The organism is Streptomyces hokutonensis (genome assembly GCF_000376565.1).
GTDB classification, from domain to species: Bacteria; Actinomycetota; Actinomycetes; order Streptomycetales; family Streptomycetaceae; genus Streptomyces; species Streptomyces hokutonensis.
The window spans coordinates 16587-28611 of record NZ_BARG01000041.1 but is presented as its reverse complement, the minus strand read 5'-3'; the positions used below and the strand labels follow the sequence as shown (position 1 = coordinate 28611).

General features: G+C 71.3%; 9 protein-coding genes. 8 read left to right on the top strand and 1 reads right to left on the bottom strand.

Annotation, left to right across the window (positions count from 1 at the left end):
- The first annotated feature begins 7 nt into the window (after positions 1–7).
- On the top strand, positions 8–460 hold the full coding sequence (locus tag SSP08S_RS59490) for an Rv3654c family TadE-like protein (protein WP_174479410.1): 453 nt from the start codon (positions 8–10) through the stop codon (positions 458–460).
- On the opposite strand, the gene SSP08S_RS55750 is transcribed toward SSP08S_RS59490, so the two are convergent.
- Positions 348–2879 carry a DEAD/DEAH box helicase gene (locus SSP08S_RS55750; RefSeq protein WP_078532500.1) on the bottom strand — a complete coding sequence of 844 codons (2532 nt, stop codon included), beginning with the start codon at positions 2877–2879 and terminating at the stop codon, positions 348–350. The genes SSP08S_RS59490 and SSP08S_RS55750 overlap by 113 nt on opposite strands.
- A gap of 80 nt (positions 2880–2959) precedes the next feature.
- Between SSP08S_RS55750 and bldG the strand changes: the two genes are divergently transcribed.
- The 7 genes from bldG (at position 2960) to SSP08S_RS24445 (ending at position 11938) form a co-directional block, all read left to right on the top strand.
- Positions 2960–3301 (top strand): anti-sigma factor antagonist BldG, encoded by a 342-nt coding sequence (gene bldG / locus SSP08S_RS24475; RefSeq protein WP_003975386.1) that lies wholly within the window; start codon positions 2960–2962, stop codon positions 3299–3301.
- A 118-nt stretch (positions 3302–3419) separates the two neighbouring features.
- Positions 3420–3857 carry an ATP-binding protein gene (locus SSP08S_RS24470; protein ID WP_019070275.1) on the top strand — a complete coding sequence of 146 codons (438 nt, stop codon included), beginning with the start codon at positions 3420–3422 and terminating at the stop codon, positions 3855–3857.
- Positions 3858–4133: 276 nt separating this feature from the next.
- Entirely contained in the window at positions 4134–6539 is a 2406-nt protein-coding gene (locus tag SSP08S_RS24465; protein WP_019070274.1) for a sodium-translocating pyrophosphatase, read from the top strand.
- A gap of 218 nt (positions 6540–6757) precedes the next feature.
- Positions 6758–7354: a small secreted protein gene (locus tag SSP08S_RS24460; RefSeq protein WP_078532499.1), complete on the top strand. Its 597-nt coding sequence runs from the start codon at positions 6758–6760 to the stop codon at positions 7352–7354.
- A gap of 131 nt (positions 7355–7485) precedes the next feature.
- Positions 7486–9006 carry a N5-glutamine methyltransferase family protein gene (locus SSP08S_RS24455; RefSeq protein ID WP_019070272.1) on the top strand — a complete coding sequence of 507 codons (1521 nt, stop codon included), beginning with the start codon at positions 7486–7488 and terminating at the stop codon, positions 9004–9006.
- Positions 9007–9266: 260 nt separating this feature from the next.
- On the top strand, positions 9267–11645 hold the full coding sequence (locus tag SSP08S_RS24450; protein WP_019070271.1) for a serine/threonine-protein kinase: 2379 nt from the start codon (positions 9267–9269) through the stop codon (positions 11643–11645).
- A 95-nt stretch (positions 11646–11740) separates the two neighbouring features.
- Entirely contained in the window at positions 11741–11938 is a 198-nt protein-coding gene (locus SSP08S_RS24445) for a hypothetical protein (RefSeq protein WP_019070270.1), read from the top strand.
- The last annotated feature ends 87 nt before the right edge of the window (positions 11939–12025 follow it).

The following is a 12025-nucleotide window of genomic DNA, read 5'->3' as shown; positions in this document are numbered from 1 at the left end:
GTGCCGTATGCCCGAGCTGAGGCGCCTGAGACTCCGTCACCCGGGTCGGGACTCGGACCGTGGGTCCGCCACCGTCTGGAGCCTGGGTGCGATGGCCGTGATGTGTGTCGTGTTCGGGATCGTGCTCGCCCTGGGGCAGGCCGTCGTGGCCCGGCATCGCGCGGCCGGCGGTGCGGACCTCGCGGCCCTCGCGGCGGCCGACCACTGGGCGGAGGGCGGTGCGGGGGCCTGCGTCCGGGCGGAGCGGGTGGCGCGGGCCCAGGGGACGCGGCTGGTGCGGTGCGCGGTCGTGGGGGAGACGTCGGACGTGACGGCGACGGCCGGCCTGGGACCGTTCGCGGCGGAGGTCAGGGCACGGGCGGGACCTGCGGGGCCGGCTCTGCCTCCGGTACCCGCACCGTCTCCTCCGGTACGCGTACCTCTGCCTCCGGCACCGGCGCCTCCCGCAACAGCTCCGTGAGCAGCCGCACCGCTCCCCGTTTGTGCAACGGCTCGTTGCCGTTGCCGCACTTGGGGGACTGGATGCAGGACGGGCAGCCGGCCTCGCACTCGCAGGAGGCGATGGCCTGGCGGGTGGCGGTGAGCCAGGCGCGGGCGGTGTGGAAGGCGCGCTCGGCGAAGCCCGCGCCGCCGGGATGGCCGTCGTAGACGAAGACCGTGGGGAGCAGGGTGTCCGGGTGCAGGGGCACCGAGACTCCGCCGATGTCCCAGCGATCGCAGGTGGCGAACAGGGGGAGCATGCCGATCGAGGCGTGTTCGGCGGCGTGCAGGGCGCCGCCGAGGATCTCGGGGTTGATGCGGGCGGCGTCGAGCTGGTCCTCGGTGACCGTCCACCACACGGCGCGGGTGCGGAGCGTACGAGGAGGGAGGTCGAGTTTCGACTCGCCGAGGACCTCGCCGGTGATGACACGTCTGCGGAGGAAGGAGACGACCTGGTTGGTGACTTCGACCGAGCCGTAGCACAACCGGCCCTGGCCCCAGGGGAGTTCGATGTCCGTCTCCAGGACGGAGATGGCTGTCGTGTCGCGGGCGACCGTCGAGTACGGGGGGTTGGCCTCCTCGACCAGGGCCACCGAGTCCTCCAGGTCCAGGGAGCGCACCAGGTAGGTGCGGCCCTGGTGGAGGTGGACCGCGCCCTCGTGGACGGTCGTGTGGGCGGCGGCCTCGTCGACCGTGCCCAGGAGGCGGCCCGTGCCGTTCTCGACGACCTGGACCGGGCTGCCGCCCCCGCCGCGGATGTCGGTGAGGTCGGCGGCCCGTTCCCGGCGCGTCCAGTGCCAGGCCTTCGCCCGGCGGCGGAGCAGTTTCGCGGCCTCCAGCTGCGGCAGCAGGTCCGCCGTGGCCGGGCCGAACAGGTCCAAGTCCTCGTCGGTCAGTGGTAGTTCTGCCGCCGCCGCGCACAGGTGCGGGGCCAGGACGTACGGGTTGTCCGGGTCCAGGACCGTGGATTCGACTGGCTGGTCGAAGAGGGCCTCCGGGTGGTGGACGAGGAAGGTGTCCAGGGGGTCGTCGCGGGCCACCAGGACGGCCAGGGCGCCCTGGCCGGAGCGTCCGGCGCGCCCGGCCTGCTGCCACAGGGAGGCGCGGGTGCCGGGGTAGCCGGCGATCAGGACGGCGTCCAGGCCGGAGACGTCGATGCCGAGTTCGAGGGCGGTGGTGGCGGCGAGACCGAGCAACTCGCCGGAGTGGAGGGCGCGTTCGAGGGCGCGCCGCTCCTCGGGGAGGTAGCCGCCGCGATAGGCGGCGACCCGGCGGGCCAGTGAGCGGTCGACCTCGGCGAGCCGTTCCTGGGCGATCAGCGCGATCAGCTCGGCGCCGCGCCGGGACCGTACGAAGGCCACCGAGCGCACGCCCTGGACGGTGAGGTCGGTCAGCAGGTCGGCGGTCTCGGCGGTGGCCGTGCGGCGGACCGGGGCGCCCTTCTCGCCGTGCAGTTCGGTGAGCGGGGGCTCCCAGAGGGCGAAGACCAGTTCACCGCGCGGTGAGGCGTCGTCGGCGACCTCGACCACGGGGAGGCCGGTGAGGCGGCCGGCGGCGACCGAGGGCTCGGCGGCGGTCGCGGAGGCGAGCAGGAAGACGGGGGAGGAGCCGTAGCGGGCGCAGAGGCGGCGCAGTCGGCGCAGTACCTGGGCGACGTGGGAGCCGAAGACGCCCCGGTAGGTGTGGCACTCGTCGATGACGACGTACTTCAGGGACTTGAGGAAGGAGGACCAGCGCGGGTGCGAGGGCAATATGCCGCGGTGGAGCATGTCGGGGTTGGTCAGGACGTAGTTGGCGTACTGGCGTACCCACTCGCGCTCTTCGAACGGAGTGTCGCCGTCGTACACGGCCGGGCGAACGGCATTGCCCAGAGGTTGTGAAAGTTCCTTCACGGAACGGAGCTGATCGGCCGCCAGGGCTTTGGTGGGGGCCAGGTACAGGGCGGTGGTGCCGCGGCCGTTCGGCGCCTCGGAGCCGTCGAGGAGGGCCGAGAGGACCGGTACCAGATAAGCCAGCGACTTGCCCGAGGCGGTGCCTGTGGCAACGATCACTGACTCGCCGTCGAGGGCGTGCTCGGCGGCCTGTGCCTGGTGGGCCCAGGGGTGTTCGATACCGGCTTCCTGGACGGTGGCGATCACCTCCGCGCGAATCCGGTCAGGCCAGACGGCATGGCGGCCCTCACGTGGGGGCAAGTGCTCCGTATGAGTGATGCGCGAAGCCCGGCTCGGTCCGGACGCGAGCCGGTCCAGAACCGTGCCCGGCGAGAGCCCGGACACGGGGTTCGCCGAGGGTCGATCGGATCGCTGATTCTTGGCCATCGGCACCGAGTGTGTCACTGGCGTGACGGACAATGGAGCCAAGGCGTCGTGCACGCCCTGCGGTAAGTGATTGAATGCCATCGCGGCTGGCGAACCGTCCTGGGGGCTCTGCCGAGGTGTCCCATGGGATGACCGCTCGATAGCAAGGTGCTGGAGGATCCGTGGACCTGTCCCTGTCGACCCGTACCGTCGGCGATCGTACGGTCGTCGAGGTCGGTGGAGAAATCGACGTATATACCGCGCCCAAGTTGCGCGAACAGCTGGTCGAGCTGGTGAACGACGGGAGTTTCCACCTCGTCGTCGACATGGAGGGCGTCGACTTTCTCGACTCCACCGGGCTCGGTGTGCTGGTCGGCGGCCTGAAGCGGGTGCGTGCCCACGAGGGCTCGCTGCGCCTGGTCTGCAACCAGGAGCGCATTCTGAAGATCTTCCGTATCACCGGCCTCACCAAGGTGTTCCCGATTCACACCTCGGTCGAGGAAGCGGTGGCGGCCACCGACTGACCGACCGTTCAGGGAGCGGTGAACGACCGCTCCCCGATCGGCCGTATAGACGACCGGTGGACCGGGCTTTCGGCAGCCCGGCCCTCCGACAGCACGCCCGTAGTCCCGAGGGGGATGCATGGCCACCGTTGAACTCCGCTTCAGCGCGCTGCCCGAGCACGTCAGGACCGCCCGACTGGTGGCGGCAGCGGTGGCGCGCAGGGCCGGAGTGGACGAGGCCGTACTCGACGAGGTGAGACTCGCCGTCGGCGAGGCCTGCACCCGTGCCGTCGGGCTGCACCAGAGCGGTGGGATCACCGCCCCGGTGAAGGTGCTGCTGATCGAGGAGGAGAAGCAGTTCTCCATCGAGGTCGGCGACGAGGCACCACGCTCGGCTCCCGGCGACAAGGCGCCCGGGGCGCTGGGCGAGGATCCGGACGCGGAGACCGAGGAGGACGAGATGGGTCTCGCTGTCATCAGCGGGCTCGTCGACGACGTCGAGGTCACCGCGGGGGAGCACGGCGGATCGATCCGTATGACCTGGCCGACGACACCGCCGGCCGCGACGCTTTCCTGAAAACCGCCGCACACCACAGCCGAAGGGCCCTGCTGAGCAGGGCCCTTCGGCATTTCCGGGAGAGTACCGCGAGTGCCCGTTCTCCGCGCGCCGGAATTCGTGAATCAATTCACGATCAATGCCCGCCGGGTGCCCCGATAATTTGATCAAGCGCCAATGCTTTTAAGGCATTACTATGCGAAGGCCAATTCCGTTTGCCGCGCACTGTTTTGATCAGGTTCCGGTACCTACAATCCGTCCACATCTTGAGCTCAGCACAGGCGTCAAGGAGGACGAATGGCGGGGCTTTCTACCCCTCAGCAGTTTGACCACCCCACAACCTTCGCAGCCGCAGTCCTGACCCACGACAACCGCATCCTCGTGATGGTGATCGGCCTCGTGGCGCTGGCAGCGCTCGTGGTCGCGGGCATCCTGGTCCGCCAGGTGCTCGCGGCCGGCGAGGGCACGGACAGCATGAAGAAGATCGCGGCAGCGGTCCAGGAAGGCGCGAACGCCTATCTGGGACGGCAGTTGCGCACGGTCGGCGTATTCGCCGTGATCGTTTTCTTCCTGCTTCTGCTGCTGCCCGCGGACGACTGGAATCAGCGCGCCGGACGATCGATCTTCTTCCTGATCGGCGCGGTGTTCTCGGCGACCACCGGCTATATCGGCATGTGGCTCGCCGTACGCAGTAATGTCCGTGTCGCCGCGGCGGCCCGGGAAGCGACCCCGGCGGAGGGTGAGCCCGAAAAGGATCTCACCGCCGTCTCGCACAAAGCCATGAAGATCGCTTTCCGCACGGGCGGCGTCGTCGGCATGTTCACGGTGGGGCTCGGTCTGCTCGGCGCCTCCTGCGTGGTGCTGGTGTACGCGGCCGACGCGCCGAAGGTGCTGGAGGGATTCGGCCTCGGCGCCGCCCTCATCGCCATGTTCATGCGTGTCGGCGGTGGCATCTTCACCAAGGCCGCCGACGTCGGCGCCGACCTGGTCGGCAAGGTCGAGCAGGGCATCCCGGAGGACGACCCGCGCAACGCCGCGACCATCGCCGACAACGTGGGCGACAACGTCGGCGACTGCGCGGGCATGGCGGCCGACCTCTTCGAGTCGTACGCCGTGACGCTGGTCGCCGCGCTGATCCTCGGCAAGGCGGCCTTCGGCGACTCCGGACTGGCCTTCCCGCTGCTCGTGCCGGCGATCGGTGTGATCACCGCCATGATCGGTATCTTCGCGGTGGCGCCCCGCCGGTCCGACCGCAGCGGCATGTCCGCGATCAACCGGGGTTTCTTCATCTCCGCGGTGATCTCGCTCGTGCTGGTGGCGGTCGCGGTCTTCGTCTATCTGCCGTCGAAGTACGCCGACCTCAACGGCGTCACCGACGCGGCGATCAAGGTCAAGGACGGCGATCCGCGGATCCTCGCGCTCGTCGCCGTGGCCATCGGCATCGTGCTCGCCGCGCTGATCCAGCAGCTGACCGGCTACTTCACGGAGACGAACCGCCGTCCCGTGATGGACATCGGCAAGACCTCGCTCACCGGTCCGGCCACCGTCATCCTCGCGGGCATCTCGCTGGGCCTCGAATCGGCCGTCTACACCGCCCTGTTGATCGGTCTCGCCGTCTACGGGGCGTTCCTGCTGGGCGGTGCCTCGATCATGCTGGCGCTGTTCGCGGTGGCGCTGGCCGGCACCGGGCTGCTCACCACGGTCGGTGTGATCGTCGCCATGGACACCTTCGGGCCGGTCTCCGACAACGCGCAGGGCATCGCGGAGATGTCCGGCGACGTCGAGGGCGCGGGCGCGCAGGTGCTCACCAACCTGGACGCGGTGGGCAACACCACCAAGGCCATCACGAAGGGCATCGCCATCGCCACCGCCGTCCTGGCGGCGTCGGCGCTCTTCGGGTCGTACCGGGACGCGATCCTCACCGCCGCCAACGACGTCGGCGAGAAGATCTCGGGACCGGGCGCGCCACTCAACCTCATGATGGACATCTCCCAGCCCAACAACCTGGTGGGGCTCATCGTGGGCGCCGCGGTCGTCTTCCTCTTCTCGGGGCTGGCGATCAACGCGGTCTCGCGGTCCGCCGGGGCCGTGGTCTACGAGGTGCGGCGGCAGTTCCGCGAGCACCCCGGGATCATGGACTACACCGAGACGCCCGAGTACGGGCGCGTCGTCGACATCTGCACCAAGGACGCGCTGCGCGAACTGGCCACACCGGGGCTGCTCGCCGTGCTCACCCCGATCGCGGTCGGGTTCACGCTCGGGGTCGGCGCGCTCGGCTCGTTCCTCGCGGGCGCCATCGGCACCGGCACGCTGATGGCGGTCTTCCTCGCGAACTCGGGCGGCGCCTGGGACAACGCGAAGAAACTCGTCGAGGACGGCAACCACGGCGGCAAGGGCAGCGAGGCCCACGCCGCCACGGTGATCGGCGACACGGTCGGCGACCCGTTCAAGGACACCGCGGGACCGGCCATCAACCCGCTGCTGAAGGTGATGAACCTCGTCGCGCTGCTCATCGCGCCCGCGGTCATCAAGTTCAGCTACGGCGACGACAAGAACATCGGGGTGCGCATCACGATCGCGGTGCTCGCGTTCCTGGTGATCGCCGCCTCGGTGTACATCTCCAAACGGCGCGGGATCGCCGTGGGGGACGAGGACGACGCCGGGCGGGTGGCGAAGAAGGCGGACCCCGCGGTGGTTTCGTAGGCGGTCCTACGGGCCCGGTTCGGGGGGTCTTACGAGGTCCCGGTCAACAGGCGGGCGGGCGGCGCGAGTTGTGGGCGCCGCCCGCCCGTTCTGTGTGTGTTCAGTCCCTCGCCGTGAGCCTTCTCTCGCTTGGTGCAAATGGTCCCAAAAGGTTTTCTATCGGTCCTTCGGCCCCGGGGTGCGGCCTGTGCGCCGTGTATGTTCCGGGGCCGAGAGCCATGGAAGGGACCAATCCGGTGAACAAGAAGCTCGCGGCCGCACTGTCCGGCGGTGCGGTACTGGTACTGGCGCTGTCGGGATGCGGCGGCAGCGGCGACGACACGGACGCCAAGCTGGGCTCCTGGGCCAAGCAGGTCTGCCTCGCCGTGCAGCCGCAGGCGAAGAAGATCGAGGCCGCCAACACGGCGATCCAGAAGGAGACCTCGGACAACAGCACCCCGGAGCAGGTCCGGCAGACCGACTCACAGGCCTTCCAGGACATGTCCGACGCCTACAAGGCGATCGGGGCCGCCGTGAACAGCGCCGGGGCGCCGGACGTCGACAACGGCGCGACGAAGCAGCAGAACGCCGTCAAGGAGCTCAACGACATCTCCGCGTCGTACGCCGCCCTGAAGAAGCAGGTCGACGGGCTCGACGTCAAGGACCAGGCGAAGTTCGCGGACGGCCTCAAGGGCATCGCGACCTCGCTGGACAAGCTCAGCACCAGCGGGAACGACGCCCTGAAGACCCTCGAAGAGGGCGATGTCGGCAAGGCGATGACCAAGCAGGAGGCCTGCAAGTCGGCGTCCGCGTCGGCCTCGTCCGGGACCGCCTGACCTCGCCCCGGTGAAAGGCGCCTCCCGTAGGCGGCGATCTTTCAGTCACTGAAAGATGCCCCGGCACGCGTGCGTGCCGGGGCCTTCGCACGCGCGGGCACGTTGTCGGCCGGAGCGGCCACAATGGGGGCGTGAGTAACTCCACCCTGCCCACGCTGCCCGCAACCGACCGCCCGGAGGTCGCCGCCCTGCTCCGGGACGCCCTGCTCGGCGCCTCCTTCACCGCCGACGGACTGCTCGACCTGCTCGGCGCCCCCGCGTACGCGGCGCTGGCCCGCAGCGAGACCGTGCCTGCCCTCCGCGCGACCCGCGGCGACACCCCACTGGAGACCCTGGTCCGCCTGTTCCTGCTCCAGCAGCCCGTCCCGCACGCACGCGTGGCGGACGTCCTTCCCGTCGCCGCGTGCGTGGAGAGCGGCTGGCTGGCGTCCGTGGGCGGCGACGAGGTCGCCGCGACCGTGGACGTACGGCCCTACGGCGGGCCCGGCGGCGAGGACTGGTTCATCGTGTCCGACCTGGGATGCGCGGTCGGCGGGGCCGGCGGCATCGGCAGCCGGGAGGAAGGCGTCGTCCTCGGGGTGGGCGGCGCGTCCACGACCCTCGCGGGCATCACCGTACGGACGCCGGTGGCCGCCGCGCTCGACCTCGGCACCGGGTCCGGCATCCAGGCGCTGCACGCGGCACAGCACGCCACGCGCGTGACGGCCACCGACGTCAACCCGCGCGCCCTGCACATCACCGCGCTCACCCTGGCGCTCTCGGGGGCGCCGGCGGCCGATCTGCGCGAGGGCTCGCTCTTCGACCCGGTCCGCGACGACGAGACGTACGACCTGATCGTGTCGAACCCGCCCTTCGTGATCTCGCCCGGCGCCCGGCTCACCTACCGCGACGGCGGGATGGGCGGGGACGATCTGTGCCGGTCGCTCGTTCAGCAGGCGGGGGATCGGCTGCGCGAGGGCGGATTCGCGCAGTTCCTCGCCAACTGGCAGCACGTGGAGGGGGAGGACTGGCAGGACCGGCTCAGGTCGTGGGTGCCGCGCGGCTGTGACGCGTGGATCGTGCAGCGCGAGGTCCAGGACGTCACGCAGTACGCCGAGTTGTGGCTCAGGGACGCCGGCGACCACCGGGGCGACCCGGCCGCGTACGAGGCGCTCTACGACGCGTGGCTCGACGAGTTCGAGGCGCGCAAGGTGAAAGCCGTGGGCTTCGGCTGGATCACGCTGCGCAGGTCGGATTCCGACGCGCCCTCGATCACCGTCGAGGAGTGGCCGCACTCGATCGAGCAGCCGCTCGGCGACACCGTGCGCGCGCACTTCGAGCGCGTCGACCGGCTGCGCGCCCTCGACGACGCGGCCCTGCTCGCCGCCCACTTCAGGCTCGCCGACGAGGTCATCCAGGAACAGGTCGGGCTGCCCGGCGCCGAGGACCCCGAGCACGTCGTGCTGCGCCAGCACCGCGGTATGCGCCGGGCGACCAAGGTGGACACGGTCGGCGCGGGCTTCGCCGGCGTCTGCGACGGCAGCCTGAGCGCGGGCCGCATCCTGGACGCGATCGCCCAACTCGTGGGCGAGGACCCGGTCCTGCTCCGCGACCGGACGCCCGCGCAGATCCGGCTGCTGGTGGAACAGGGGTTCCTGGAGCCCGTCGACTGACCGACCGCGACTGACCGCCCGCGGCGGCCCGTTCGCCGATCGGCCCGCTTCGCGTTCCGCCGATCGCTCCCGCCTCGCGCCGCGCCCGCGCCCGTCACGCCTGAGGCCTGCCCGCACCACTGAGCCGCCTGTGTTCCCGCCCGGCGGGATCGGTGGGATTGGTACGGAAAAGCCCTCTTGTCAGTGGCGGGTGCGAGGCTACCTTCGGAGACAGGTTCCACGCGTCCTCGGGGGAGGCGCGCCGTCTCGGGGGAGGCGTGATGGCCGGGGATACGCCGGAGCAGGGTGAGGGCAGGATCGTCAACGGGCGCTACCGGCTGCTGCGCACGCTCGGCGCGGGCGGCATGGGGCGCGTATGGCTCGCGTACGACGAGGAGTTGGCCTGCGAGGTCGCCATCAAGGAGATCTCGCTGCCGGACGTCCCGAGGGACGCGAGCGAGCCCGCGCACCGCATCGCGCGGGCCCGCAGCGAGGCCCGGCACGCCGCCCGGCTGCGCGGCCACCCGCATGTGGCGACGGTGCACGACGTGGTGATCCACGAGGGCCTGCCGTGGATCGTCATGGAGTACGTCCCCGACGGCGTCGACCTCCAGGCGGTCGTCCGGCGCTCCGGTCCGCTGCCGCCCGCACAGGTCGCCCGCATCGGCCTCGCCGTCCTCGACGCGCTCACCGCCGGGCACCGCATCGGCATCCTGCACCGGGATGTGAAACCGGCCAACATCCTTCTGGCGCCGAACGCTTCGGGCGATCCCTACGCGCGCGTGCTGCTCACCGACTACGGCATCGCCCTTCAGCCCGAGTCCCGCGAACCCCGCCTCACCGCCACCGCCGGCATCCTCGGCACACCCGGCTACCTCGCCCCCGAGCGGGCCCGCGGCGAGCCGCCCACCCCGGCCGCCGACCTGTTCTCCCTGGGCGCCACGCTGTACGCCGCCGTCGAGGGCCGCGGCCCCTTCGACCGCCACGGCGACTACGCGACCCTCACGGCCCTGCTCGGCGAGGAGCCCACGCCCGCCGTCCGCGCGGGCGAACTGGCGCCCGTGCTCCAGGGGTTGCTGGTCAAGGACCCGGTGCTGAGGTCGACACCGGAGGCGGCGGCACACGGTCTGGAGCGGGTCGCGCTGTCGGCGGGTCCGGTACCGGGGCACACACCGGTGCCGGAGGGCTTCGGCCCGGCACCGGTCGGCTGGTCCACCCCCGAACGACCGCCGGGCAACGCCGACTTCGGGCCCCCGGGTCAGGTCCCTGGAGGGCCTGCGGGTCAGGTCCCCGCCGGGCCGCCGGGCCAAGTCCAGGGCGGGCCGCCCGGATACGTCGTGGGCGGCGGTCCCTACGGCCCCGGAACGCCGGGTGGCCCGGGAGCCACCCACCAGAGCCCCGCGCCGTACGGCGACCGGCCCGCGGCCGCGCTCGGGGGCTACACGCCCGCGGGCCGGCCCACTCCGGGCACCCCGAACACCCCGGGCGCCCCGCAGACACCCGGCGCACCGCCCACCCCCAACACACCGAACACCCCGGGCGGCGCAGCATCGCCGTACGCCCCGCAGGGGCAGGCCGGTTCGGGCGGGGCGTACGGCCAGTGGAATCCGTATGCGAACAGCCCCACGATGTCCTACCAGGGGGCCTATCCCGGTGCCCGGCAGGAGCCCTACCAGGGCGGCGCGGTCCCGCCGCCGTACGCGGGCGGGCAGGGGCCGACGTACCCCGGCGGCCCGGGAGTCGGCGGCGGCGGACCACCCGGTGGGGGCCGGCGTCGGAAGCCGGTCGCCGCGATCGTCGCCCTCGTGGTGGCCGTCGCGCTGGTGGTCGCGGGCGGGGTGTGGGCGGTGACGACGCTGACCGGCGGCAAGGACACGGCGGCCACGAAGAAGGCGTCCCCGTCCCCGTCCGTGTCGGCGTCGCCGACGGGCTCCGAGTATCCGTACGGCCAGGACGTCGGGCTCAAGAAGGCGCTGCAGACCGGCGATTGCGTGCACGCGGTGTGGACCGGGACGGCGTTCCGGTCGCGGCCCAACCTCGGGGTCGTGAGCTGCGCGCACGACGTGCCGGACGGTCAGGTGATGGCGGTCGACACGGCGAGCGACTTCGCCGACGCCCGCGACCACGGGGCCGAGCGGTGCGCCGGCAAGGCGAAGGCGGCGGCCGACTCCCTGGCCGACGCGGACGTCTACGCCCTGACGCCGACACAGGCGGGCTTCGGGGCGGCCGGGGGCGGTACGGCGTGTCTCGTACTCGGCCGGCATGTGCCGATCGGCGGCGAGATAGGACGCTTCCGGGACACCGGGTCGAACGTGTGGACCACCGAGATGAGCGTCGGCGACTGCTGGCTGTACGTCGACCACAAGACGTATTTCACCGCGACCCTGGCCGACTGCGCCGATGAGCACACCGATCAGGTGATCGGTTTCGTGGCGGCTCCGAGGACGATGGCGTTCGAGGAGGCGCTGCAACAGGGGAACAAGCTGTGCGGCAACAAGTTCGAGTCGACTTGGGCGCCCGGAAGCGACCGATCCGTCTACGGGTATCTGTCCGACGAGAACAACTGGAAGGCCGGATTCAACTCGGTCGTGTGCACGGTGGGCCAGGCGGACCACTCCCGGACGACCGGGGCGATATCGTCCTCGGGCACGGCCGCCTGAGGGTCGTGCGCCGCGAATTCACCGGGGGTTGGCCCGCCCGTCGCCCACGGCTGCCAGCCTCCCGGACCGGGGTACCGGGTCGGGAGGGGACACATATGGAGAGCGGGCCGGCGATCTTCGCGGGGTTGGTGTTCGCCCTGTTCGGAGGCGCGCTGCTGCTGTGGACCGCGGTCAGGGTGCGCCACCGCGAACCCGTCGCCGAGGGTGTGAACCAGGTCGCATCGGCGACCCTCGCGGGCGTCGTCGCGATCGCCGCGCTCCTCCTCGGAACCTGGTGCTTCCTGCACGTCTGAGCACCGCGACCGTGCCGGGGCGCGGGCAACCGGGGGATCACCCTCCGGATCGCCCCGAAAAGGCCGGTGGGGACTCCGGGCGGCAGG